The following is a 26,355-nucleotide window of genomic DNA, read 5'->3' on the forward strand; positions in this document are numbered from 1 at the left end:
GGTTTTGGCTTGTTTACTGAGGCCGCAGTGTTTTGTGGGTAAATGCTATGAACATGAGTGTGATAGCGGGAGCGCGGGCATTATCGGTTTCGCCCCATAAACCCGGAAGTGTTAATCAATTAGTGTGCGTCGAACGCTGGAATGAAACCTCGGATGTCGTGAGTTTTCGTTTTCAAGCGGGCGAGCCGATGAAGTTTGACTATAAACCCGGTCAGTTTATGACCTTTGTGCTTGAGATTAATGGCGAGCAAGTGTGCCGCAGTTATACCTTGTCATCATCGCCATCTAGGCCCTATTCCTTGATGGTGACGATTAAGCGTGTTGCGGGTGGACTCGTATCTAAATATCTTATCGACAATCTATTACTCGGCCAGAGTGTACGAGTGCTGCCGCCCGCGGGGCAATTTAATCTGTTTGATATTGCTCGGCTAAGCCATAAACAGCCAGAGACTGAAAAGTTAGATGCTAATTTGTTAGCTATAACGGCGCAGAAATACCTTTTTTTGAGTGCTGGTTGCGGTATTACCCCCATGTACTCTATGTCGCGTTATCTGACTGATACACAAATTGATGCCGATATTGCCTTTGTGCACAGTGCGCGATCAGAGAATGATATTATTTTTAAGTCATCATTGGCGACTATGGCCAACCGTTTTAATGCATTTAAGCTCAGCTACGTACTTGAGACTGTCACTGAAACACTGGGGTGTTCACCAAAGATAGCATTCGATTTCGGGCGGTTAAGTGCACAGATGCTACAAACCTTAGTACCTGATTTTGCAGAGCGTACTATCTACCTTTGTGGTCCAGAACCTTATATGCAAGCGGTAAAAGCCTTATTGGTCGAACTCAATTTTGATATGAGTCGGTTATACCATGAGAGTTTTGCCACGGCCGAGAAAGTTGCCCGTAGTCAGCTTATGCAAGCAAACTCGTCAGATGGAACGAGTGAAAACCCACCAGAAGTGGCTTTCGCCTTGTCTATTGGCGATCGAAGCACGACGCTAAATCAAGGACAAAGTCTGCTGGAGGGAATTGAGGCGGAAGGGTTGCCGATTATTGCGGCCTGTCGTTCGGGCGTTTGCGGCGCGTGTAAGTGTCAAGTCTTGGAGGGCGAAACGGTATCGACAAGCGTGATGACACTGACTACTGCAGAAATTGAAGCCGGTTTTGTACTCGCTTGCTCCACAAAATTAGCATCCGACGTGACACTTAAACTTTAACGTGCTGCTAATTAGCGTCATTTACTTGTGACTTATTTTTAAATGGATGGAAATATTTCTAATCCTTAGTTGCGCTTATCTCAGTGAGAACGTAAGGTTAATGACAAGGGCGTATGATGTTTGCGCCCAGTCTATTAGTCTGGCTGGAGTCTCTCAATGACAATGACAACCACTTATGCCGCAAAAATTGAAGACCGTACTCTGGGACATTTGTTGTACGCCTTGATGTCGGGTTTTCCCTTATTATTACTTCCTGTGCTGCTAAGTTTGTTCATTAATGTTTCCCAACGCCAATTCCATGGTAATCCATTATTGGCGTCGCATTTACGTTGGCAACGGCATTCTAATCTCGCCTTTCTTGGCTTACTAGTGCTCGGCTATTGCGTTCCACTGACTTGGCTCAGTCTTTCGATTTATCTCTTTGGGATCATTTGGTTTTGCCACAGGATCATTAAAGGGTGGTTAAGTCTATTGGATGGTTTAGAAATCTAAACTTGTGCTAGAGTCTCTAAATTGATGATTTTTAGAGGCTCTTATGTCCAGCTACCAAATTCTGTGTGTCCTCTGCGCATTGGCGCTAGTGACTTCGGTTATCTCCTCTCGCGTCCATAAACTGCAGGAAACTGTGGCCATTACTGCTATTGCCCTAGGAATGAGTTTGTTGTTGCTCCTTGGGGGAAAGGCTTTAGGTGGGGACGTTTATGTGTATTTTGTCTCTGGCTTAGAGAAACTCGATTTTCAAGCTTTACTGCTCAATGGCATGCTCGGTTTTTTACTCTTTGCCGGCGCATTACAAATCCGCTTAAAAATACTGAGGCATCAAAAGTGGGAGATCCTAATCCTTGCTTTTATAAGCACCTTATTGTCGACATTTATTATAGGTGAGCTGTTATTTTGGTTCGCGCCTATGCTAGGTCTCCCGCTAGAATTCAGCCACTGCTTACTGTTCGGCGCCTTGATTTCGCCCACCGATCCTATCGCTGTTTTGGCTATTTTAAAGAAAATGGGGGCGCCGGAAGATATTGCGATTCAAGTAGAAGGAGAATCTTTATTTAACGATGGCATAGGGTTAGTGATTTTTGTGGCAATATCGCAATTGGCTTTCTCCACCGAGCCTCTGACGTTTATCCATATCTCTGAGTTATTTATTCGTGAGGCGGTAGGTGGGGTTATTTACGGTGGCGTACTTGGCTTTTTATTGCATCATTTTTTCCACTACTGCGAGGAAGAAACGCAATTAATGCTGGTTACCCTGCTGATCCCAACCGCGGGATATGTCATGGCGGATGTGCTTGGTGTTTCAGGTCCTTTAGCTATGGTGAGTGCGGGGATCATCATAGGAAATTTCAGTGTGCCTAAGTTTTTTGCTCGCAACGAGCGAGTGAAACTATTTACTTTTTGGTCGCTGATTGAATCCTTCTTTAATGCCTTACTCTTCCTATTGCTTGGTTTATTACTTTTGTTAGTCACTTTCAAAGCGCCATTATGGTGGTTTATGTTTGTGGCTATACCAATAGTCTTGTTGGCGCGTGCAATGAGTGTGTTATTACCTTATTTAGGCTTTCGATTGTTTAAGTCATACAACCCCTATGCAGAGACGATTTTGATTTGGGGTGGCTTAAGGGGAGGATTAGCCCTCGCTATGGCGATGAGTTTGCCAGAGGGTATCGTCATAGATGCTATTGGTGGTGTGGAGCTGCGGGAGTTGTTGTTAGTGATGACCTATGCCGTCGTCGTATTTTCGATTCTAGTGCAGGGCTCTACTATGACAGGGCTTATCCGTAGGAGTAATGCCGTTACTGAACCATCGAGTGCTGTTGGCTCTTCTTAAAATGCATAAAAGCTCGCTGCGCTGCAATACTAAACAATATTAAGCCTGCTAGTCATCACACTGGCTAGCAGGCTTGTCTGAGTCAATTAGGGATAAAAGATGTCTTATTTATCCCTTAACACACTTCGAACTAACCACATTTCACTTTAAATTAAATCACTCAAGATCAAAGCTTTAGTTCGCCCGATATAATTCCCGTACCACAGCGCTTATTAAGTTAAGCGACTCATGGTCATCACTGCTAGATAGTGGACAATTGAGTATCAATCCATCCACTTTAAGCTGTTTAATTCCTTGTGTTTGAACCAATAGGGCATCATCTGATACGGCATAACTTGGGTTGATTAAAATCGGCAAATGGCTCGTGGCTTTAATCTGGATCAGACTCGCTAAATCGAGTGAAGGTAGATTGGCGTTATTTAAGGTTCTAATGCCTGAGTCACACAGAACCAGTTGCTGATTGCCTTGGCTTAAAATGACTTCTGTTGCCGTGAGTAATTCTTCAAAACTTGCCATATCGTTACGCTCAAGTATTAATGGTATCGGTAGGGTTCCAGCTTGAGTCAGTAAAGTTTGGTTAAACATCTGCTTGCCTGCGAGGAATAACATATCGGCGTGCTGGACTGCTAATGGCATATCAGCTTCTTGCGCTATGGCAATAATGCACACTAGGCCATATTGATGCAGGATTTGGCGTAGTTTAGCGAGAGTAACTTCTGCCATAGTCAGTTGATTAACAGCGCTGAGCAAAACGGCTTGGAATCCCGCTTCTTTAAGCTGCTTCACTTGCTGCTCGAAAGCCGATAATGCTAAATGTGAAATGTCATTATTCAGTGTGATTTGGGCTATGGCACAGACATGCCCTGCACCGATTGTCATTGCGCCGCAGTTAATTTCACTGGCTTGCTCTTTATAGGCTTTGCTATATCGAACTGGACTGGCATTAGTACCATTTTCGCTGATGACTTGATCCTTAGAGGTGCTGGGCTCAATCAGTAGCTGGCTGTTGCTCAGCTGTGTGGGCTTGACTGTTTCACAAGGATAACAGCCTAATACTTTGATAAAACGGGTGATCCGCTCTAGTTGCTTTAAACCTGCCTGCATAGATTCACTGGAGATATTCGCGTCGATATCCAAATAGAACATCTCTTCCCAAGGAGTTCCTGGAATCGGGCGTGACTCTAATTTACTCATGTTTAACTGATGCGCTTTTAGAACAAGTAAGGCTTCCACTAAAGCACCGGCTTTTTGGCCCGTCGCCATGATCAATGTAGTCTTAGCGGGTAACTGCTCTGGTACGGCAACGGCTTTGCGCGCAACAACGATAAAGCGACTTTGGTTGATCTTCTGATTCGCTAAACCTGCTTCTATGGACTCAAGTTGATAGAGTGCACCACCTTCGGCGCTGCCAATCGCTGCTGCACTGTTATCTGGACTTTGGTTTACCTTTTCCATTGCTTCTGCGCTGCTTGAGCAGTATTCCAGTCTCAAGTCTTTGTGTTGAGTTAAATATCTGCTGCATTGGCTAATAGGCTGAGGGTGGGCATAGACAGTTTTGATATCAGCTAATTTACTGCCAGCTTTTCCTAGTAGGCAATGGCTGACTTCAATCGTCGTTTCGCCAACAATCGACAGACTGGTATGCTGTAGCACGTCGTAGACTTCGTTGATTGAACCTGAAGATGTGTTCTCAATCGGCAGGAAACCATAATCAGCATGTCCAGACTCAACGGCTTGCACTATTTCATCGAAACTTTGGCAACCTAAGTCCAGCATTTCAACTTGGCGACGTTGGCAATAGCGTGTAGCTGCGAGATAAGAGTATGAACCTCTAGCACCGAGGTAAGCGATACAATACTGTTGTTTTTGTGTCTCTGGATTGGCGCGGCCGTGAAGGTAAGCTTGTTGATTCAATACTGAATCTTCAATGATGCTCTGGTAAAGGGAGATAACATAGTGGGCATCTAATCCTTTCTCTCTGCCTTCTTTCACAAGTCGAGCGAGCAGTTCTTTTTCCCTTTGAGTATCTCTGATGGGTCTGACATCCACTTCTTTGCTACGGGCTACTTCTAAACTTAAGCGACGGCGCTCTGCGAGTAATGCCAGCAGTTCATTATCCAGATGGGTGATCTGCTCTCGGGTTTGATTTAAAGGCTGTGGTGTATGCATTCTGACCTCAATTGCCGCCATGTATTTTATCAATCGTTTAAGACAAAAAAGCCTCCCAGTTGGGAGGCTTTGGATTTTTACTTTCGTTTTTACACAGTAAATCCGCCTCCTAGAGTGGGGGTGTAAAAAAGAAAGTAAAAAAAGCTGCTGTTATCATTTTCATAGTCTTAAAACTAAAGGGCTAGGACTTAGCTGTCAATCAAAACTTTCTTAAAGGTAATCTAAAAAGAAAGCGCACCCGAGGGTGCGCTGGTTTGGTTCAAGTATGTATATGGTCAAGCGAGTTTATCCTCCTTATGGTCAGTGTGGGACAAGGTAACACATTCGTTTATCTTACATTTACGTGTAACAGTAAAACGTTGACAACTCACTAGATAACGACTTGCATTTACAATGAACATTAACAAGTACTTTATGCGGCATAGCGTATAACCTTGAAACTATGCAGTTTGCAGTACCAGCGAACTTACGTTGACATGTCTTGCACTTATATTTTAACAATTAACACTTGCATGGAGCTATAACATTAAAAACTAACACTAACAAAACGAACATTTAAAAATAAACGATTTACGGCTCATTGGTTGTACTAGGTACATTTTGCTGTAAGAACAGCTTAGCCTTGTCACGCGTTTAGGTCTTGCTACTTACATTATTACTTTTTACTTTAAAACCTAACATGTTAATACATGGAACGTATAAAAAGCTCTCATTTACTGTTATTACAATTTTCGTCAAGTCTAGATTCCCTCCTTTTTAATTGATAAGTAAACATTATTTAAGGTGTCTATAAATATCAAAACTCAACTAATGGTAAACGTTAACACATTACATAAATAAACATTTATACGATTTACAGTTTTTACTATACAAATAACACTAAGTAAACTAATGACTTTTAATCAAACCAACGTATTGCACTTACATTAAATCACACGCTAAAAACGCTAACTAACATATCTGTGTAAATATTACTCTCTTCAAACTAATCTACATCTAACTAAACGTGACAGTTGTTACCTCATTTATCTCAGTGTTTAGCACGTATTGGTGCTGACCCGTTTTACAATAAACGCTTTTATTCATGTAGCTTTTGTTAATGTGACTTTTGTTTATGTTTACCTAGGCCTCCATTGTGGATATAAAAAATTTGATAGTTAAAGGTTTTGCTAATGTACTCGTTGCGCTGTATTCGGCTCCTTATGTTAACTCTGGTATTCAGCAATGCCGCCTGTTTCTGGTGGTCATCCTGATATTGGGTCAAAATTGAGTACTGCTTTTAGTGAATGCCAACATACTTGATTGTTTCTAAAATCAAATTGTTCGCTCTTGTGTTGCCTCCTTTCCAAACTTGCTATTGAAAGTGGAACCTAGCTGAAAATAAAAATTGAACTTTTAAACGTAGAAATTATAAGTAAAATTAATCATTAACAGTAAACCTTAGTACTTAAAACTATATAGCTTAGATTAGTAGTGCTCCTTAGTTATATCCAGTAACGTTACTTAGAACTTAAGATCTGTTAATCAATATTTGTAAATCAAAATTTAAAGTAAATCAACATTTGAAACGATTTAAATCCGCACCACTTCGATTCTTGCTGTCACTTTGTAAAGTGTAGTAGGTATTTAGTCAAAAGAACTGTTTTTTTCATCATTAAAATGATTGCACTAAGCTTTTGTAAAAACTGTGATCTGATTAAATATTTCTACTTTATTGCTCTCAAAGTGATGCGTTTCTCGCACTCACTAGATTTAAATTATGCCGCATCTTCCTCCTCGTACTCGTCGTCAATTTCAACAACATTATTAGTCGGTGTTAGTGATGTGGAGCGTTGAGCTTCAGGTTTGTGTGTTATGCGATTGAGCTGCTTCTCTAATTTTTGGCCCATAGCGTTAATCGCAGTATATAAATTTTCATGTTTTGCTTGAGCGAAGAGTTCTCCATTTGGGATGCCAACCGATGCTTCAATTTTGAAACCAGGTTTCTCCTCCGTAATGATTACATGGGGATTTATCATTTGCACATCATGCCTTGAAAGTTTTTCGAAACGGCTTTCAATACGTTCGCGAATAGGAGATGTGACTTCAAGTTGCTTGCTAGTAATCTTTAGCATATTTCGAACCTTCTGTTGTTTCCTTGGATTTCAGATTACCAAGGTCTGTACTATAAAACGAGATATAGATCACATTTCTGTGCCGGTTAGTTACTGTTCGTTGGATATTTGATCACTTAGACAAATATCAATAATTCCTGGCCAAAAAGCCTTGTATTGCCTGCTAAATCCGGTCATATTCGATGGGATAACTCCGCAGTCTTTGCCCTTATTTACTTATATTTACTTTAAGTTTCATCTCAAATCCCGATAAAATACCTCAACTTATTTCATTCGTTCACTTTGAGTTTGCCCATTTTATGAATACTGAACACGTTAAGATTAAGGTCTGGGATTTACCCACGCGAATTTTCCATTGGGGCATGCTGTGTCTGTTGGCGCTTCTATGGTGGAGTGCTGACGCTGGCGAAATGCAGTGGCATCAAATTTTTGCTTATAGTTTGCTGATCCTCATTGGATTTAGGATCCTTTGGGGGATCATTGGTAGCGATACGGCAAGGTTTAGCCATTTTGTTCATCACCCTAAGGTTGTGCTCGACTACTTGAAAGCAATCAAAACTAAGGGAATGTCCGTTGTGCTGGGGCACAATCCTATTGGTGGCTACATGGTTGTCGCACTGATTGGGATCATTAGCTTGCAATTAGTCACAGGCCTTTTTGCGACCGATGATATTTTTACCGAAGGTCCGCTCTATAGCTATGTCAGTTCAGATACCAGTGGATTTTTGACTTGGCTACATAAGATGAACTTTAACCTTATCCTAGCGCTGAGTGCCATTCATGTACTGGCAGTGGTTATCCATGCCATCAAGGGCGATAAGTTAGTTGGTGCTATGCTCAGTGGCTACAAGAAGGTCTCTAAGGTGACACTGTCATCAAGCGTGAATCGTGATCTTACATTCAAGTCAGAGTGGCTTGCCTTAGTGCTGCTGGCTGTATTAGCGGCAGTGGTCTTTGTGTATTTAATGTGGCCGATAGTGCAAGTGCTATAGTTTTACGTTGAGTGTTTGAGTAACAAAAAGCCTGCTAATTAGCAGGCTTTTTGATGGACGAAAAACTAAATAGACTAGTCTTTCTTATAAACGTCGTGACAACCTTTACAGCTTTTTCCTGTATTCATAAAGGCTTGCTTGATTTCAGCTTGATCACCTTTTTGAGCAACAGTAGCAAGAATGGCGGCATTCTCTTGGAAAGTTTTCATTTTTGCATCGAAATCAGCTCTGTCCTGCCAAACTTTGGCTAAGGCTTCAGTGTCGCCTTTGTCTGAGCCATCAATAAAACCTTCGAAAGGAATTTTTGATAATGCAGCAACATTCGTTGCGCGCATTGCGAAGGTTTCCGCTTCGAAAGGTTTTTTGCCTTTCATCATGGCAGCCATATCGCCGAAGTTATAAGCAATAAGACCAAATGCAGATTGGCGGTATTCAATCGCATCTTTAGAATCTTCGAAATTGTGTGCCTGTGCAGCTGAAGCCAATAGAGTACTGGCAACGAGAGTAAGTAGTAATTTTTTCATCGTATTCTCACAAATTAGCGTCGAAGTGTGACATTGCGCTTCTATTGTACACAAATTAACTTGATGTACTAGAAGCATTTTTGTCAGTTTTTGTCTGGATAAGATGACTAAACGTAACAAGTTATTTGTATGAAAATTGATGTCGGTTTAACAACAACACTAATCTAGATGGTTTTAGTGTTAAGCCAGTCATTGTCTAAGAAAGATTTGGCTATATATGAATTTAACAGTAAGCGACTAATTTTTGTATTTAACATAGATACAAGAAGGGCGCCTAGTGGCTGCCCTTCATTCAGTTAGAACCAATCATAACAAGTGAATCAGAGTAAATGAGAAGCTTAAGCTTCTAACTTAGCGAATTCTGATTTTTGTTCGTTGAGCTTGTCCATGTCACGCTTGAGATCGGTCATCTTAGCGCGCTCTTTGTCGATAACGTCGGCTGGAGCTTTTGCCACAAAACCTTGGTTCGACAATTTGCCTTCGATACGAGCGATCTCTTGGCCGAGTTTTTCAAGCTGTTTGTCGATACGGGCCATTTCGGCGGCGACATCGATTAAGCCTGCCATAGGGATCAGCAGCTCCATTTCGCCAATCAAACCTGTGGTCGACATAGGCGCAGTTTCGCCATCGGCTAAAATGGTCATGCTTTCTAAGCGGGCAAGCGTAGTGAAGAAGGTTTGGTTTGCTTCTACACGGGCTTTATCCTGCGCGCTAACACCACGAAGTAGGGCATTTAGCGGCTTAGATGGGGCAATGTTCAGTTCGGCGCGAATGTTACGCACCGCGACGATTACTTGCTTAACCCATTCTAAATCGGCCATTGCTGCGCTATCGACTTTAGCGGCATCAAATGTTGGGAACGGTGCCAGCATGATGGTATCACCTGTGACACCGGCTAACGGTTTAACGCGCTGCCAAATGGTTTCAGTGATATACGGCATCATAGGGTGCATCAGGCGTTGCATCGCTTCGAGCACTGTCACTAAGGTGTGACGGGTGCCGCGCATTTGCGCTTCGCTGCCGTTTTGCAATACCGGTTTAGTTAACTCTAAGTACCAGTCACAGAACTGGTTCCAAGTGAACTCATACAGGGTATTGGCCGCTAAGTCGAAACGATAGTTCGTCATGTGATCGTCAAAGGTCTTAACGGTTTGATTGAACAAGCCAATAATCCAGCGATCGGCTAACGACAGCTCCATCTCGCCACCTTTGTGCTCTGGTGAGCCAGGGCCGCAATCTTGATCTTCTGTGTTCATCAGCACGTAGCGTGAGGCGTTCCATAACTTGTTACAGAAGCTACGGTAACCGTCTAAGCGCTTCATATCCCAGTTGATGTCACGACCCGTTGATGCCATTGCCGCAAGCGTAAAGCGCAGTGCATCTGTGCCGTGGGCTTCGATACCGTCGGCAAACTCTTTGCGAGTGCTCTTTTCAATCTTGGCGGCCAGTTGTGGCTGCATCATATTACCGGTACGTTTTTCAACTAAATCTTCAAGGCCGATACCGTCGATCATGTCTAATGGATCGAGTACGTTGCCCTTAGATTTTGACATCTTGTTACCCGCTTCATCGCGGATAAGACCGGTTACGTAGACGGTTTTGAACGGGACTTGTGGCTTGCCGTCTTCATCTTTGATGAAGTGCATGGTCATCATGATCATACGGGCAACCCAGAAGAAAATGATGTCAAAACCTGTCACCAACACGTCGGTTGGGTGGAAGGTTTTTAAATCTTCTAAATTATCAGGCCAACCTAAAGTCGAGAAAGTCCACAGGGCAGAGCTGAACCAAGTGTCCAGTACGTCTTCGTCTTGGCGTAATGTCATTGAGTCGCTGATATTGTGCTTAGCACGCACTTCGGCTTCGTTGCGGCCGACATAGACTTTGCCATTTTTGTCGTACCATGCAGGGATGCGGTGACCCCACCACAATTGACGCGAAATACACCAGTCTTGAATGTCACGCATCCACGAGAAGTACATGTTTTCATACTGCTGTGGCACAAATTTGATGCTGCCATTTTCAACGGCTTCGATAGCGGTTTTCGCCATTGGCGCAACAGCCACATACCATTGGTCGGTTAGCATCGGTTCGATAACCACACCTGAGCGATCGCCATAAGGAACTTTTAAGGCGTGTGGCGCGATTTTTTCGAGCAGGCCTAAGGTTTCAAATTCAGCGACGATAGCATCGCGCGCTTTAAAACGATCAAGTCCGGCAAAGCGTTCTGGTAAGCTGCCATTGAGGGTGTTGTTAAAGGTGCCGTCAGAGTTTACCACTTCGGCGCTCACGCGAATGGCGGCATCTAAGGTCAGCACGTTGAACATGGGTAGGTTGTGACGTTTACCGACTTCATAGTCGTTAAAGTCATGGGCTGGGGTGATCTTCACGCAGCCAGTACCAAAGGCCATGTCGACGTAATCGTCGGCCACGATAGGAATGCGGCGGTTAACAATCGGCAACAGAATAAACTTACCGACCAGCGCTTGATAGCGTTCATCATCGGGATGCACTGCAACCGCACTGTCGCCGAGCATGGTTTCTGGGCGCGTGGTAGCGACTTCTAAATAGTCTTTACCATCGGCTGTCAGTTCACCGTCGGCCAGTGGATAACGCAGATGCCACATGTGGCCCTGTTTTTCTTTGCTTTCCACTTCTAAATCAGAGATAGCCGTGTGCAGCTTTGGATCCCAGTTGACCAAACGCTTACCGCGATAAATCAACTCGTCTTCGTACAGACGTACAAACACTTCTTGCACGGCCTTGGACAAGCCTTCGTCCATAGTGAAACGCTCGCGGTCCCAATCAACAGAAGCGCCCATACGACGTAGCTGCTTAGTGATAGTGCCGCCCGATTGCGCTTTCCATTCCCACACTTTATCCATAAAGGCATCGCGACCTAGGTCATGGCGATTTTTGCCTTCTTCGGCTTCAAGCTTACGCTCAACCAACATTTGGGTGGCGATACCCGCATGGTCAGTACCGACTTGCCATAGGGTATTTTTGCCTTTCATCCGTTGGTAACGGGTTAAGGTATCCATAATGGTGTCTTGGAAGGCGTGGCCCATGTGCAAGCTGCCCGTCACGTTAGGTGGCGGGATCATAATGCAATAATTGCCTTTGGATTCATCGCCGTGTGGCTTGAAGTAACCTTGCTCTTCCCAGTTTTGGTAAAGCGTTTGCTCGATGGACTGCGGATCGTATGTTTTTTCCATGGGAACGTGTCTGTCTCAAACTAATTAAGTGGATGTGTTGCTAAGTCTTGGGTCTGTAAATTGACCCCTAAGCCGCGATACTGTCGATAACGTTCGCGAGCGACCGCTTTATGCTGATCGTCATTGGCAACAAAATCGATAATGTGGCCAAAGTTTACCGCAAATGGGGGCGCTTGGTCTGCAAGATTAATCAGAACTTGGCGACTTTTGTTGGCGCCGAGGCGATCAAAACCAATTTCTACCGGCGATCCCGTCATCGGGCCCTCACCTTTGAGGTTATGGGGCACAAAAGCACTTGGCTCAAACTGCCATAAAAGTTCATCAATTGCATGGGCTTGCTGTTTATCTTGGCAATGGATATAGACCCATTGTTGCTTCACAAAAGCCTGTTGCGCCAGTTGGCATGCCAGAAGATGCATCTCGCAAAGTGCAGGGTTCGCATTCGCGGTTTCAACAGGTGAATCAGCCTTGGCTTTGGCAGGCGATGCCACTGGCGGCATAAGATAAAACAGCACTTGAGTCATGATTTCAATGCCTTGCTTCACTTGTTTTAGTGGCGAACGAAAGCAGCAGTTTACACTAAAAGTCAGTATGGGTTAATGCTTAGGGCAAACCTTACGGTGAGGTTTTATCTATCACTGTCTGGCGGGACTTAATGGGATACTTTCAAACCGTTGGAGATGAAGAGGGTAGAGCTATAACTCTTTGAAAAATTATTCTAAAATCATTAGTTGTTCAGTGTTTTACTCAAGTTCTTATTCAGGAAATCGATTTTCTGATTAAATTAAGAAAATAAAAAAGGCGAAGATAAAAATCTTCGCCTTTCATTTATCGAGCCTTTAACACACTAAGGCCGGATAGTCGGTTATTCGCCGAGTTCAACGCCAGCACGATTGATCAGGAACTGAGTCAATAGTGGCACTGGACGACCCGTAGAACCTTTGTTAGCACCGCTATTCCAAGCTGTGCCTGCAACGTCTAAGTGAGCCCAGTTGTACTTTTTAGCAAAGCGCGAAAGGAAACATGCTGCTGTGATAGCTCCTGCAGGACGGCCACCTAAGTTGGTCATGTCAGCAAACGGGCTGTCGAGCATATCTTGATACTCATCCCACAATGGCATGCGCCATGCGCGGTCACCACTTTGCTCACCGGCACTTAATAGCTCGTGTGCCAGAGGGTTATGGGATGAGAACAGACCCGATGCGTGTTTACCAAGGGCAATCACACACGCGCCAGTCAGGGTTGCAGTATCGATAACTAATTCAGGATCGAAACGCTCAACATAGGTTAATACGTCACATAGGACTAGACGGCCTTCCGCATCGGTATTTAACACTTCAACGGTTTGACCTGACATAGTGGTCAGAATGTCACCTGGACGGTAAGCATTACCCGATGGCATGTTTTCACAGCCAGCCAGAATACCCACAACGTTGATAGGTAACTTCATATCACAGATGGCTTTCATTGTGCCGATAACACCCGCTGCGCCACCCATGTCATACTTCATTTCGTCCATGGCTTCGCCAGGCTTCAATGAAATACCACCCGAGTCGAAGGTTAACCCTTTACCGACTAATACGATTGGTTTTTCTGTGCTATCGACAGCGCCCTTGTATTCCATCACAGTCATGATGGATTCATTGGCACTGGCGCGACCGACTGCAAGGTATGAGTTCATGCCCAGTTTGGCCATTTGCTCTTCACCAATAGTGGTGACATGCAGAGTGTCGTGTATTTCAGCCATTTGGCGAGCTTGTGAAGCTAAATAGGCTGGATTACAGATGTTCGGTGGCATGTTGGCTACATCGCGACATAAATGCATACCAGCAGATACTGCCATACCATGCTCGATGGCGCGCTCACCTAAGGTTAATTCACGGCGAGTCGGGACATTGAACACTAATTTACGCAATGGACGGCGAGTTTCACCTTTGCGGGTCTTCAAGGCATCAAAGCTATAAAGACTGCTATTAGTGGTTTCAACCGCTTGACGTACTTTCCAATACGTATCGCGTCCTTTCACGTGCAGTTCAGTTAAGAAGCAAACCGCTTCCATTGAACCCGTTTCGTTAAGGGTGTTGATTGTTTTAGTGATGATTTGTTTGTATTGGCGTTCGTCTAATTCTCGTTCTTTGCCACAACCCACTAATAATACACGTTCACTCAATACGTTAGGAACATGGTGCAGCAATAACATCTGGCCAGGTTTACCTTCCAGATCGCCGCGACGCAGTAGGTTACTGATATAACCTTCGCTAATTTTATCTAATTGCTCCGCGATACCCGACAGACGACGGGGTTCATAAACACCGACCACGATACAGGCTGAGCGTTGTTTTTCGGGGCTACCGCTCTTTACGCTAAACTCCATGAGCACTCCTAGATTCTTAAAGACAAATTTTTATATTTATTGGATAATGTCTGCTTGTCCCGAAAAGGGCCTAAGTTATTACTCCAAAGGTGATTTATTCTCGGCGCTTGAGTCACGCATTTCGTGACGTTAAGTTTACCTAGAACCCCTGAAGCTGGTCAGAAAACTATCAAAAGTAAACAGTTTACATGAAAGTTAGTCTGTTACCAGCAAAAAGATAAGTTTAGAGACCGGATCCTGCCTGTGATTGTATTTAAATACCTTATTCGAGAAGTTTTAAAGGCACAAATTGCGGTACTTTTAGTGCTGTTAACTATTTTTATTAGCCAGCATTTCGTGCGTATACTGGCCGATGCCTCCGACGGCGATTTTCCCGCCTCTTTAATCATGACTCTGATTGGGCTTAACTTGCCTTATCTGGTGATCTTAGTGCTGCCGTTAAGTTTGTTCTTGGGTATTTTACTGGCCCACGGCCGTATGTATTCCGAAAATGAAATGGTCATTCTCCACGGTGTTGGGGTCAGTGAGTGGTATGTCACCCGCGTAACGCTGATCCTCGCCGTGATCAATATGCTGTTTACTGGCTATTTATCCCTTTATGTAGCCCCTTGGGCAGAAGAACAGCAAAACCAAGTGCTCGAAAAAGCCCAGTCCGAAGCGGGTCTTGCCGCCTTAATCCAAGGGCGTTTTCAGGCGAGTCCCAATGGTCGCGCGGTATTATTTGTTGAGCGTATTGGTAAAGATAACGAGTTAGATAAAGTGTTTGTAGCCCAGTTACCTGATCCTGATGATGAAACTGGCGTGACCAATGTCGTGGTGGCTAAAGGTGGACGAGTACAGGAAGATAGTTCAGGTGCTCAACAATTGAACTTGAATGACGGTGTGCGTTATCAAGGCAGCCCGAAGGCGAAGGACTACCAAATGATCGAATTTGGTGGTTATAAAATGCAAATTAAAGAGCAGCAAGTTGATGAGCGTCGCCGAAAGTTATCTGCACTGCCCGTTGATGAACTCGTTAAAATTGAAGGTGCTGAAGCCGCTGCTGAATTCCACTGGCGTCTTGCTATCCCGCTCGCGATTCCAATTATGACCCTGATTGCTGTGCCGTTGGCGCGGGTGAATGTGCGCCAAGGTAAGTTCGCTAAGATGTTCCCAGCAGTACTTTTGTACCTTGGCTATTTTGGGCTAATGGTCGCGGGACGTAAGGCATTGCAAGATGGGATTATTCCATTGTATTTAGGTATGTGGTGGATCCATGTTTCTGCGCTCTTGATGGGGTTATTCTTGCTCGGTAAAGATAGGCCTATTTTCAGTCGTATATCGTCCTTGTTTGCCAATAAGAAGGTGGCAGCATGAAGATATTAGACCTTTATATCGCCAGAATATTGTTAAGCACTTCAGCGCTTTGTTTGCTGGTGTTGACTGGTTTGTCGGGCATCATCAAATGGGTTGATCAGCTGCGTTTAGTTGGCCGTGGCACCTACAGCATGATGGATGCTGGCATCTATGTTTTATTTTTAGTGCCACGGGATATTGAAATGTTTTTCCCTATGGCCGTCTTGCTTGGCGCTTTGATTGGTATGGGAATGTTGGCATCGAATTCCGAACTTGTGGTGATGCAAGCTTCTGGCATGTCACGTTTGCAGATCACTATGTCGGCGATGAAAACTGCTGTGCCTTTGATGTTATTGGTGATGGTTTTAGGGGAGTGGGGCGCACCGATTGCTGAGCAAAAAGCGAATGAGTTACAAGCTGTTAAACTCTCTGGTGGGAGTTTAATTAAGTCCCACCGTGGAATTTGGGCAAAGGATGGTGATTTGTTCGTTAATATTGGTGAAGTTGAAAACATCAATAAACTCAGCAATATCACGCTTTATAAATTCAATAGCGAACTTAAGCTCACCAACGTAGTTCACGCAGACCGAGCGGTGTTTTCCCAAGACCGCTGGCGTTTATTTGACGTTAAACGTACCGATTTAAGCTATGAGAAAGTCGTGCTTGAGTATCTGGAAGAAGATCAATGGCAATCAAGTTTAACGCCAGATAAGCTCAGTGTGGTTTCGATTAAACCCGAGGCGTTATCTATACGGGGTCTGGTCGGTTATCTTGATTACCTTAAAACTAACAGTCAAGATCCCAGCCGTTATGAGCTTGCTTTATGGCGCAAGGTGATGCAACCCGTGACGGTCGCAGTGATGATGTTAGTGGCACTGTCGTTTGTATTTGGTCCGCTGCGGACTGTGACTATGGGTGCGCGCGTATTACTTGGGGTCGTAGCAGGTTTTAGCTTTTATATCAGTAATGAGATTTTTGGCCCCATGAGTATAGTGTATGAGCTACCCGCTTATGTGGGGGCTGTTGCGCCAAGCTTGTTGTTTACTGGCGTTGCCTTCTACTTTATCCGGCGATGATACGCAGCTTATTACTCCTTACTCCGGATTCCGTCAATTAAGAATAGTCCATAAAAATAGTCCATAAAAAACGACGCTTTTGCGTCGTTTTTTGTATTTCGGATTTACTTAAGAATAAACTTATGCCCCATGCCAGTTACGCATTTGATTGGCTTCTTTAGACAGCACGACCACTTCTGAGCGAGTCATCATATCCTGCAGTGCGCGTTTATCATCATTGATTAAAATCCATAAATTGCCAATGCCGAGCAGTGACCAAATGATGCGAGCGTAGGCAGTGATCAGGCTTAAGTTTTGGCCATTAGGATGTTGAATTTTAAGCCGCCAAGCGCGCATCCCTAAGGTTTGACCGCCCTTACTCCAGAATAATGCGTAGAAAGTGCCGACACACAAGGCAAGCCAGAGTTGATAAATTCCCTGATAAACCGGCGTGCCATTGAGTGCATCTGAGACATGCTCAAAGCCATTCATGCCAGCCAGTCCTGAAGCGGTGAGGCCGTAGAAAATCCCAAAGCCGATTGCGCCCGCAACCATATAGACGGCCACGGCTAACATCGAATCGTAAATTGCAGCGCCTAGGCGGCGGAAGAATCCTGCGCGGGGGAAGTTAGCATGTTCGGTATTGAGCATTACAGTGTCCTGTTATTGAATTGCTTAAAGCTAATACAAAAAAACAATTAATACATTAGCCTAGGCTTCAGGTTCTTCATCTCTGACAAAGTGGATATTGCTAAAACCAAAGCGGGCAAACTCTACTTTCCTGAATTCCTTTTCAGCCTTGGCACCTTTACGAGATGTCATGGCGACTTGTTGTTCCATAGCCAAAAATTTGGTCAGATCTATGCCTTCGGCTTCGGCCACAGCTTCATATAAATCATGGTGTTTGTCGTAGCTAAAGGCGATAGTTTTCGTCTTACCTTTGAAGGTATAAGTGACTTGACGGGCCATGGGGGAGCTCTCCTGAAATAAGTCTGAAATTAATTAAATTCACTTCTAAAAATAAAATACACAGCACCTAAGATGCACAGTCCTGCCCACAGATAATCGAGCTTCAATGGTTCTTTCATATAGAAATAGGCAAAGGGGACAAACAAACTTAAGGTGATGACTTCTTGTAAAATTTTTAACTGGCCGACATTCATTACTGTGTAGCCGATACGGTTAGCAGGCACTTGCAGCAAGTATTCAAATAGGGCGATACCCCAGCTCACTAAGGCCGCAATAATCCAAGGTTTTGAGCCTAGCGTTTTCAAATGCCCGTACCAAGCAAAGGTCATAAAAATATTACTTAAGCAAAGTAAACCGATAGTGGTTAGGGTTGGATTCATTTTTCATCTCTATGATTAAATTTATAAATCATATACATAGCATCGTTAGTATAGCTGCCAAGGCACTTGTCTATGGCCTGAGGTTTAAAGCCCATTTTTAGCCAATAACTGTCGGCGCCTTGAACGGCAACAAGGGACAAGGAATTGAGATTATAACGATCCGCCAGCAGTGTTAAGCGAGTGAGCGCCTTAGCACCTGCGCCTAAACCTTGGGCTTTGGCTGAAAGCGCAATATCGTGCAGATATAAAGTATTAGCCTTAGGTAAATGGGTAATGGGCTGATAGAGCGCTGGCGGCATATTGGTGGTCCAAGGGTGAGCCAAGCAATAACCGACAACTGAGCCATTCACTTCGAACACAAAACAGGACTGTGGCGATACCTGCCATTTACTTTGCAGCACGTGCAATGGCTCAGGGTCCAGTTGTGAGTAACACTCATCTTGGATTGCTAAAATGGCGTCCCAATCCTGTGGGGTGATTGCTCGCAGTAACATGGCCGACAATTATCCTGTTTCAAAAGTCCTGTTGAAGGAACTCCGTTGAAAGAGTCCTGATTCAAATAAGCTCGGCATTATAACCTCAAGCGGCTTCAAAATGCAGGCTTCAGCGGCAATATAAAGCGCTTTAAAACCCGTATAAACTGAGCTTTCAGCGCTTGTATACCCAAACAACCTGAAGATGCAGGATTCAGCGGGAGTTTAACGCACTTTAGGCAAGGCGGTTATTTGCAGACCTAGCGGGCTAAGTTAAAAATAACCAACGCAGCATAAAGTGCGTTAAAACCCGCCGGGACGGAGCGCCTAGGGCACTTCACTTCCGTGTTGCATCAATTCAAAAGGTGGCCGACATTCTGTCATTGATGCGCCTTGAATTGATGCACCCTAGGCGCTCTGAAACTCGACTCTTCAGGTAGCTTGGGTATAAGCGTTCGCAGCGGTTAAATGCCCAGATATCGTTGACGCAGGTGACGCTCAAGATATTGACCATTTAAGGTTTCGCCCGTTGCTTGGCGGATCAGTTCATCGGTCGTGAGCAAGGATCCCTTTGACCAAATGTGCTCGCGCAGCCATTGGAATACCGAGTCCAACTTGCCTGCATCGATTAGGGCTTCAATCGGTCCTAAGGCTTTTTCCATCGCAAAACGACATTGAGCGGCATACATGGCACCTAAGGTGTAACTTGGGAAATACCCTAGCTCACCGACAGCCCAATGGATGTCCTGCATGCAACCGTCGCGGTAATTGCCATCAGTATTGATCCCCAGTAATTGTTGCATCTGCGTCGACCAAAAATCAGGTAAATCATCGACGGTTAAGCTGCCGTCGACAAAGGCTTTTTCCGCCTCAAACCGCAGCAAAATGTGGCAAGGATAGGTGACTTCATCGGCGTCGACGCGAATAAGTCCGGGATTTACGCGGGTATAATGTTGTGCTAATTCTTGGGCTCTGAAATGACAGTTAAGATGCTGCGCGATTTTGGGCTGCAACTGACGCAAAAATGCCGGATTTGCTCCAAGCTGCATTTCGCAAAATAGACTTTGGCTTTCGTGGATGCCCATAGAACGTGCAAGCCCAGCGGGTTGACCGCGCCACGCTTGAGGTAAACCTTGCTCGTATCTGGCATGGCCTGTTTCATGAACTATGCCCATGATAGCACTGCTAAAATCGGCCTCATTGTAGCGAGTTGTTATCCGCACATCGCTTGGCACGCCGCCACAAAATGGATGGCTACTCATATCCAGCCTGCCGTGATTAAAGTCAAACCCCAAAAACGCCATGACGTCACGGCCAAGGGCTTGCTGCGCGCTGATATCGAAGGGGCCATTGAGCACAAGCTTAGGCTCGTTTGCCTGCTTAGCCAGCACTTCTTGGATGAGTGTCGGTAGCCAATCTTTCAGGCCGCCAAAGGTTTGTTCTAGCTTTGCCGTGGTCATTCCCGGTTCAAATTTATTGAGCAGGGCATCATAGGGCGTGATATTTTGCGCTTCGCCGCGGATCTGCGCTTCTTCCTTGGCAAGGTCGATGACCGCTTTTAGATTGGGCTTAAAGCCCTGCCAATCATTATTTTTACGCTGCTCGCGCCACGCATTCTCGCATTGATAAGCCATCTTGGTTTTGGCTTGTACTAGGTCGCCGGGCACTAAGTTGGCCTGTTGATACTGGTACAGTATTTCCCGCAGATTGGCTTCTTGCTCTGTTGAGAGAGATTCGTCCGCCGCGCCGTGTAAGTGCTCGGCTAAGGCGGCTGAGGTTTTGAGACCGTGGATATGCAGCGCCAGTTCTGCCATAGCATCACCGCGATCTTGACCACCGCCCATCGGCATCATGGCCGCTTGATCCCAGTCACCCAAAGCGCTGAAATGTTCAAAGTGAGAAATTTTCTGGAAATGTGCCGTCAGTTTGTCGTAACTTGGCGTTGGTACTTTAGTCTTAGGTGTGCCCATGGGATTTCCCTTCTGGCGCATAAAACCTGCGCGAATAAATAACAATAACAGGATGATAATACAATGAAGTCAAAATCATATAGCACTAAAACGCTTAAGGCTGCGCTGTGCCTGACCCTCGCCGCTATCGCTTCGACGGCGCAGGCGGGTGTCGATAAATTTGTGGCTGGGCCTGCTATTCCTGAGTTTGGTCAGATTGCTAAAGTCGATAGCATGATGCCCATTCCTAAGGGCATGAAGTTTAAAGTGGCTTTTGATATGAGTAAGGCGGCCGATGTGGGCAAGACGAATCGTCAGCTCGAAAGTTTAGCGCGTTTTATCAACATGCATGTGGCGGCAGGCGTTAAAGAAACAGATATCGAACTGGCTATGGTGGTGCACGGTGGCGGCATCAGCGATTTAGCTGATGATGTTTTTTATGCCAAGCAGCATTCAGGTGCCGTAAACGCTAATCGCGCTTTGGTTAAGGCTCTAGTTGATCACGGCGTGAAGTTTTATATCTGCGGACAGAGCGCCGCTTATTTTGATTTAACCAATACCTCATTATTACCTGGTGTTGATATGGCATTATCGGCGATGACAGCCCACGCTATTTTGGCGCAGCAGGGTTACAGTGAAAATCCATTTTAGGGTAAATTTTTAGTTTGGAAATAAGGCTTGGCTTGCTATTCTGTGGCGCATAAGTCGATAATTACAGTGAAATAAATGGAATGCTGTATTGTTCAAGGAGATGATTATGTGGGCGTTTTTAGTTGAGCAGCCTAATTTACCTTACACCATAGCTTTTGCCTGTGTTCTGGCCCTCGGTGTGTTTGAAGCCTTCGCGTTAGTTATTGGCCTAAGCATGATGAGTGCGCTAGACCAATGGGTGCCTATCGATGCGGATTATGACGCCGATGTCAGCCCCGGTGGACTCACGGGCATTGCCGGTTGGCTGTGTCTAAATAGACTCCCATTACTTATTTGGTTTGTGCTTGCGCTGACCAGTTTTGCGATTGCGGGTTATATCGTCAATTTTATCAGTGTTAGTGTTGCCGGTTTTTTACTGCCGCAACTGTTCACTTTACCCATTGCTATTGTCGCTAGTGCATTTTCTTGCCGTTATTTTGGTCGAGTGCTTGCAGATCATTTACCTAAAAATGAATCGAGTGCGATCTCGCTAGATGATCTTAGCGGCTATGTCGGCACTATCACCTTAGGTTGCGCAATTAAAGGCATGCCCTCTGAAGCTGTCGTTCGCGATAAACATCAACAAAAACATTACGTTTTAGTCGAGCCCGAAACTTCGGATATCGAGTTTGCCTCAGGCACTCAAGTCGTGCTGCTTAAGCGAGAAGGCCGAGTCTGGTCTGCTACGCGTTTTGATAATTAATCTTCCCAAGCCATAAATCAATTGAAAGGAAATCAAATGGATGTGTTAACAAACGTAGGTTCATCCGGTAGTTTTATTTTGCTCGTTGCGGGTATGGTGCTACTCGGCCTCATTGTGATCGGGTTAATTTTCGCCAAGCTATATAAACGTGCAACCAAAGAAATGGCCTTTGTGCGTACCGGCTTTGGTGGTGAGAAAATCATTAAAGATGGCGGCGCTATTGTATTGCCTGTATTACATGAAACCATCTCGGTAAACATGAACACTCTGCGTATCGAAGTGGAGAAAACCCAGAAAGATGCGCTGATCACTAAGGACAGAATGCGTGTCGATGTGAAGGCCGATTTCTACTTGCGTGTAGCCCCACATTCCGATGGTATTTCAATGGCAGCGCAAACCTTAGGCACGCGTACAAACCGTGTTGAAGAGCTTAAAAAGCTGATGGAGTCCAAGTTTGTCGACGTGCTGCGTGCCGTGGCCGCCGAAATGACCATGACAGAAATGCATGAGCAGCGTGCCGATTTTGTGCAGCGGGTGCAAAATAACGTCGCCAACGATCTCGAGAAAAACGGTCTCGAACTCGAATCGGTTTCATTAACGGGTTTCGATCAAACTGATTTGCAGTTTTTTAATGAAAACAACGCATTTGACGCCGAAGGTCGTGCGCGTCTGGCGAAGATTATCGAAGAGAAACGCAAGGAAACCAACGATATTCAGCAGGAAAACCGCATTAAGATCGAGCAGCGTAACCTCGAAGCTGAAAAGGAATCCCTAGAGATTGAAAAGTCGGAAGAAGAAGCGCGCTTGATCCAGCAACAGTCACTCGAATTTAAACGCGCCGATCAAAAAGCAGAGATTATTAAGCAGAAAGAAAACAAGGCCCGTGAAGAACGCGAAGCCGAGATTGCTAAAGAGCGCGCCATTGAAACCGCTGAAATCGAAAAGACCAAAGATATCGAAACCCGTGAGATTGAAAAGTATAAGTCGATTGAGCAATCGCGCATTCAACAGCAAAGGGATATCGAAGTTTCTGAGCAGGAAAAACGCATTGCGGTTGCGGCCAAATCTGAAGAAGAATCAGCTGCCCGTGCTCGTGCAGCTGAAGCCGAAAAACTGAAAGTTGAAAAAGAAGAAGCGGTAATCACAGCGCGCCAAGTGGCAGAAGCTAATCGTCGCAAAGAGATTGAAGTGATTGATGCTCGTAAGGAAGCTGAGCGTGATGCAGTCGGCGTAACAGTGCAGGCCGAAGCTGAGAAACGTGCCGCTGAAGACAGATCGAGTGCGATTCTGATTGAAGCGCGCGCCAGTGCCGATGCGAAAAAACTGCAGGCCGAAGCGGATGAAAAAGTGTATGCCGTTGAAGCAGCAGGTAAACAAGCGCTTTACGAAGCTGAAAACGTCTTGAGTGATGAGCAGATTGCCCTGCAAAAATCCCTCGCCATTTTGAAGGCCTTGCCTGAAATTGTGGCCCAAGCCGTTAAGCCGTTAGAAAACATCGAAGGTATTAAGATTCTTCAAGGTTATGGTTCAGGTCATCAATTTGCTGCGGGTGGCGAAGGTGCTCACCATCAAGGTGGCATCGCAGAGCAAGTGACCAGTGCAGCGTTAAACTATCGCGCCAATGCGCCTGTTATCGATGCCATGCTCAGGGAGTTAGGGTTAGTGAATGGCGACTCTGGAACTTTGAATGATTTATTGAACGGCAATAACACCTTAACCGCCGAAGCCTTAAGTGGTGTGACCTTGTCGAACTCTAGACCTAAGGACTATAGCCAAACGCAGGTAGTAGAGAGCCAAAGTGTGCTCAAGCCTTAATCTCAACGACATTAAACTAAGTCAAATCAAGTAAAGCGCTCGCCGTTGCTCTTTTGAGCCTTGTGCGGACAAAAGATTGATAAATAGGACGAATGAAATAAAACCGCTCACCATTATGGTGAGCGGTTTTTTTTTGGCATTAAATCAAATCTAACGGCTTATTTGTGTACCTTGTCGACCCCCGATGAGCGACCTTCGGCATGACAGGTTGCGCATGACTCCTGTCCTGATTGGTAAATTCGACCACCGCTGGCATCGCTTTGGTAAACCCCGCCAAAGCTACGTGCATGGACGACTAAACTATCGATAAGCGTGTGACATGCCGTGCAGGTTGCTAAGGTTGGTGAGTACTCGGCAATTTGCCCTATGTTGGCTGCATCGGGTGTCGCAACTAACAGGGATTGCTGTGCATTTAGCCCCTCGAGACTGAGCTGTCCTGTGCTATGACAAACACTACAGTTATTTTTTGCATTAGGGTAAGTGAGTTCGGGACGTGGGTTGTCAAAACCCACTACAGTGCGGGTTCCCGCATGCAGTGAATGCACCATTTCCCTGTAGCTCAAAGTATTGTTGATGGTGCGATAGGGCTTGATTTGGCTGGCCCCAGGAGTATGCATCACATTGGCATTGAGATACATAATCGCATCATTACTGTGGCAACTTTGACATTGCCCATCGGTCAGTGCGGTTGCCGTTTGCGGTGCATGACAGGTGCCACAGCTGCTATTGGGTTCAAAAATTCCTTTCATTTGATGCGCTGACAGAACTCTATCTTCTAATCCTTGATCATGACATTGGCGGCAGGCCTGTTCATCGACCTTAGCTTTTGCCGTAACAGCTTGACCTTGCAGGCTTAGCGAATTAATGGCACTGAGACTCACCTCTTGATTTGCGATATTACAGTTAACGGCAAAGCCGGTATTTTTATCGGCACAGAGCACCAGTTTACTGTAGAGTTTTGACTGACTCAGATCGCCAAAATCGGCAGCCGACAGGTTAGATATAGTGACTGTTAGCTGATTGGGTGCGGTAATTTTTAAGGCGACGTCGCTCGTGTTTGCTAATAAATCCCACACTTTACGCTGGCCGTTATTGATTGGCATATTCGCGCTATTTGTTTCACCTGTGGCAATCAACCAGAAGGATTTTATCATAGGTTGACTGGCGGGCAGTTGCTCCATTTGCTGCACTTGCAATGTCACCGCAAGGGTCTTAGTTTCAACGCTTAGCTGCGAACTCAGTAACTTAACTTGGTAATCGCTCACCAGCCTAGTGGCTGTTTTCACGGCGGCATTGTGGAAAAGCCCAACACCTTCAGGATTAGTGCTATCAGGGTGGCAGCCGCTACAGCCCAGTGCCCATGGGTTGGCAAAAATTTCCCTGTTGTGGAATAACCCCGCTACAGTGCCATTCCAATCTGCGGGAATTTGCGCTTTGTGACAGTCAAGACACGCGGTTTTACTGGGGATATTACTATTGCCACTTTGCGCCGTTGCGCCGGGAATATGGCATTGCTGACATTGGGTCATATCACCGGGAAAGGTCACATTGGCGTAGTCATATAGCTGTCCCTTGTAACCTACAATTTGATATTTAGCTTGGTGGATCTGGTGTGTCAATGTCGCCATATCAAGGCTATTACCCGTTTCAGGATCGCCAGAGTAAGTCGTGTGACAGACAACGCAGCCCTCAAAGGCAAAACGTTTATTGCCGTGCATCAAAAGGCGAGTATCGGTATTGGCTAAGTCTGGGTTGTGGCATCGAAAACAAGCTTGTTCCGGCGCGATCACTTTACGGCCCATATCCGCCGCGACTGTCTGTCCTGTGGCGGGCACAAAATCGTACACGCTGTTGATCAACTGAGTGTCGATTGGGCTATTTGCGAACGGTTTTAACTCTAGGTAAATTCTGTGGGTGAGCTCAGGCGAGTACTGGGTATCTATCCCCGTAAATTGGGAGTAACCCGTGAGTGGTTTACTCAAAGTGTAACGGTATTGGCCCGCGCCTAAGGAGGTTAGACACGCCGTTTTACAGTTGCTTTCAATGCCTGCTTGCCACTGAGTCTGTGCATTCGCTTGGGCATTTGTGGCAGGTTCTACTTGATTATTGATGTAACTGGTCCATTGCAACGCAGCATCTGTCGCGCTTGCTGCAGAGTTAATGACTTCTGTGCCAGTTGTTGCCATAGCATTAGCCGCGGCTTGGGTGATTTGATAGTGCTTCTGCGGCGGTGCTAATTTGGCAATACCGACACCTAAGGTATCTAGCTCCTTCAGGTTTTCTAGTCCTGTGACCGCAATACCATTGGCATTGCTGAGGAAGAAATCGACCTGCACATGAGTTTGTGCATCGATAACCACATTTTCTATTGTCGCTTTGAGTGTATCCGCTTGTTCAATGCTGATACTCACAATCCCTGGTGGTCCTTCTTTCCCATCGTCACCATCGGAACAGGCTGTCATCAGACAGACTGCGACTGCCATTGGCGTAAAGATTTTCCATTGAGAACGGGTATTCGTTTTCATCATTTTCCATTCCTTTTTA

General features: G+C 45.3%; 21 protein-coding genes and 1 other annotated feature. Of the genes, 9 read left to right on the forward strand and 12 right to left on the reverse strand.

Annotated features, from left to right (window positions below):
• Nucleotides 1-47: 47 nt before the first annotated feature.
• The 3 genes from L5M38_RS01540 (at nucleotide 48) to L5M38_RS01550 (ending at nucleotide 3,054) form a co-directional block, all read left to right on the forward strand.
• Nucleotides 48-1,223: a hybrid-cluster NAD(P)-dependent oxidoreductase gene (locus tag L5M38_RS01540; RefSeq protein WP_263165648.1), complete on the forward strand. Its 1,176-nt coding sequence runs from the start codon at nucleotides 48-50 to the stop codon at nucleotides 1,221-1,223.
• A gap of 156 nt (nucleotides 1,224-1,379) precedes the next feature.
• Complete coding sequence (locus L5M38_RS01545; protein WP_105249849.1) at nucleotides 1,380-1,715, forward strand: hypothetical protein; 336 nt, start codon at nucleotides 1,380-1,382, stop codon at nucleotides 1,713-1,715.
• A gap of 43 nt (nucleotides 1,716-1,758) precedes the next feature.
• Nucleotides 1,759-3,054 carry a cation:proton antiporter gene (locus L5M38_RS01550; protein WP_263165651.1) on the forward strand — a complete coding sequence of 432 codons (1,296 nt, stop codon included), beginning with the start codon at nucleotides 1,759-1,761 and terminating at the stop codon, nucleotides 3,052-3,054.
• A gap of 174 nt (nucleotides 3,055-3,228) precedes the next feature.
• Here the strand turns inward: L5M38_RS01550 and L5M38_RS01555 are convergent, their stop codons facing one another.
• Nucleotides 3,229-5,223: a chorismate mutase gene (locus L5M38_RS01555; RefSeq protein WP_113940694.1), complete on the reverse strand. Its 1,995-nt coding sequence runs from the start codon at nucleotides 5,221-5,223 to the stop codon at nucleotides 3,229-3,231.
• A 41-nt stretch (nucleotides 5,224-5,264) separates the two neighbouring features.
• Nucleotides 5,265-5,381 (reverse strand) — a sequence feature (Phe leader region).
• A gap of 1,599 nt (nucleotides 5,382-6,980) precedes the next feature.
• Nucleotides 6,981-7,337, reverse strand: a complete 357-nt coding sequence (hpf, locus tag L5M38_RS01560) for a ribosome hibernation-promoting factor, HPF/YfiA family (RefSeq protein WP_105249847.1) — start codon at nucleotides 7,335-7,337, stop codon at nucleotides 6,981-6,983.
• Between the two features lie 299 nt (nucleotides 7,338-7,636).
• Between hpf and L5M38_RS01565 the strand changes: the two genes are divergently transcribed.
• Nucleotides 7,637-8,329: a cytochrome b/b6 domain-containing protein gene (locus tag L5M38_RS01565; protein ID WP_263165654.1), complete on the forward strand. Its 693-nt coding sequence runs from the start codon at nucleotides 7,637-7,639 to the stop codon at nucleotides 8,327-8,329.
• Between the two features lie 74 nt (nucleotides 8,330-8,403).
• On the opposite strand, the gene L5M38_RS01570 is transcribed toward L5M38_RS01565, so the two are convergent.
• From L5M38_RS01570 to pepA, 4 genes are all read right to left on the reverse strand, one after another.
• Entirely contained in the window at nucleotides 8,404-8,853 is a 450-nt protein-coding gene (locus L5M38_RS01570) for a c-type cytochrome (RefSeq protein ID WP_006080801.1), read from the reverse strand.
• Between the two features lie 338 nt (nucleotides 8,854-9,191).
• On the reverse strand, nucleotides 9,192-12,068 hold the full coding sequence (locus L5M38_RS01575; RefSeq protein WP_263178115.1) for a valine--tRNA ligase: 2,877 nt from the start codon (nucleotides 12,066-12,068) through the stop codon (nucleotides 9,192-9,194).
• Between the two features lie 20 nt (nucleotides 12,069-12,088).
• Entirely contained in the window at nucleotides 12,089-12,592 is a 504-nt protein-coding gene (locus tag L5M38_RS01580) for a DNA polymerase III subunit chi (RefSeq protein WP_131523599.1), read from the reverse strand.
• Between the two features lie 341 nt (nucleotides 12,593-12,933).
• Nucleotides 12,934-14,442, reverse strand: coding sequence for a leucyl aminopeptidase (gene pepA / locus L5M38_RS01585; RefSeq protein WP_006082597.1), 1,509 nt, complete (start codon nucleotides 14,440-14,442; stop codon nucleotides 12,934-12,936).
• A 243-nt stretch (nucleotides 14,443-14,685) separates the two neighbouring features.
• Here pepA and lptF point away from each other — a divergent pair, with 243 nt between their 5' ends.
• Nucleotides 14,686-15,798 (forward strand): LPS export ABC transporter permease LptF, encoded by a 1,113-nt coding sequence (lptF, locus tag L5M38_RS01590; RefSeq protein WP_113939369.1) that lies wholly within the window; start codon nucleotides 14,686-14,688, stop codon nucleotides 15,796-15,798.
• Nucleotides 15,795-16,853, forward strand: a complete 1,059-nt coding sequence (gene lptG / locus L5M38_RS01595) for an LPS export ABC transporter permease LptG (protein ID WP_105251819.1) — start codon at nucleotides 15,795-15,797, stop codon at nucleotides 16,851-16,853. Before lptF ends, lptG begins: the two co-directional genes overlap by 4 nt.
• A gap of 120 nt (nucleotides 16,854-16,973) precedes the next feature.
• Here the strand turns inward: lptG and L5M38_RS01600 are convergent, their stop codons facing one another.
• The 5 genes from L5M38_RS01600 to L5M38_RS01620 all read right to left on the reverse strand — a co-directional run bounded on the left by L5M38_RS01600 (nucleotide 16,974) and on the right by L5M38_RS01620 (nucleotide 20,624).
• Nucleotides 16,974-17,483, reverse strand: a complete 510-nt coding sequence (locus tag L5M38_RS01600; protein WP_263178116.1) for an RDD family protein — start codon at nucleotides 17,481-17,483, stop codon at nucleotides 16,974-16,976.
• Between the two features lie 60 nt (nucleotides 17,484-17,543).
• A complete protein-coding gene (locus tag L5M38_RS01605) occupies nucleotides 17,544-17,801 on the reverse strand; it encodes a DUF2960 domain-containing protein (protein WP_006082593.1) in 258 nt (85 codons plus the stop codon).
• Nucleotides 17,802-17,830: 29 nt separating this feature from the next.
• Nucleotides 17,831-18,181 (reverse strand): DMT family protein, encoded by a 351-nt coding sequence (locus tag L5M38_RS01610; protein ID WP_006082592.1) that lies wholly within the window; start codon nucleotides 18,179-18,181, stop codon nucleotides 17,831-17,833.
• Nucleotides 18,178-18,675 carry a GNAT family N-acetyltransferase gene (locus tag L5M38_RS01615; protein WP_263178117.1) on the reverse strand — a complete coding sequence of 166 codons (498 nt, stop codon included), beginning with the start codon at nucleotides 18,673-18,675 and terminating at the stop codon, nucleotides 18,178-18,180. The genes L5M38_RS01610 and L5M38_RS01615 overlap by 4 nt, the downstream gene beginning before the upstream one ends.
• A gap of 443 nt (nucleotides 18,676-19,118) precedes the next feature.
• Nucleotides 19,119-20,624, reverse strand: a complete 1,506-nt coding sequence (locus L5M38_RS01620) for a carboxypeptidase M32 (RefSeq protein WP_263178118.1) — start codon at nucleotides 20,622-20,624, stop codon at nucleotides 19,119-19,121.
• 63 nt (nucleotides 20,625-20,687) lie between these two features.
• On the opposite strand from L5M38_RS01620, the gene L5M38_RS01625 reads away from it, so the two are divergent.
• The 3 genes from L5M38_RS01625 (at nucleotide 20,688) to L5M38_RS01635 (ending at nucleotide 23,811) form a co-directional block, all read left to right on the forward strand.
• Nucleotides 20,688-21,254 (forward strand): DsrE family protein, encoded by a 567-nt coding sequence (locus L5M38_RS01625; RefSeq protein WP_263165662.1) that lies wholly within the window; start codon nucleotides 20,688-20,690, stop codon nucleotides 21,252-21,254.
• Between the two features lie 106 nt (nucleotides 21,255-21,360).
• Nucleotides 21,361-21,996, forward strand: a complete 636-nt coding sequence (locus L5M38_RS01630) for a YqiJ family protein (protein ID WP_263178119.1) — start codon at nucleotides 21,361-21,363, stop codon at nucleotides 21,994-21,996.
• Between the two features lie 36 nt (nucleotides 21,997-22,032).
• Nucleotides 22,033-23,811 carry a flotillin family protein gene (locus L5M38_RS01635; protein ID WP_263178120.1) on the forward strand — a complete coding sequence of 593 codons (1,779 nt, stop codon included), beginning with the start codon at nucleotides 22,033-22,035 and terminating at the stop codon, nucleotides 23,809-23,811.
• A gap of 158 nt (nucleotides 23,812-23,969) precedes the next feature.
• Here the strand turns inward: L5M38_RS01635 and L5M38_RS01640 are convergent, their stop codons facing one another.
• Entirely contained in the window at nucleotides 23,970-26,339 is a 2,370-nt protein-coding gene (locus L5M38_RS01640; protein ID WP_263178121.1) for an OmcA/MtrC family decaheme c-type cytochrome, read from the reverse strand.
• Nucleotides 26,340-26,355 lie beyond the last annotated feature (16 nt).

Origin of the sequence: Shewanella sp. SM101 (genome assembly GCF_025654465.1) — a bacterium.
GTDB lineage: Bacteria > Pseudomonadota > Gammaproteobacteria > Enterobacterales > Shewanellaceae > Shewanella > Shewanella oncorhynchi.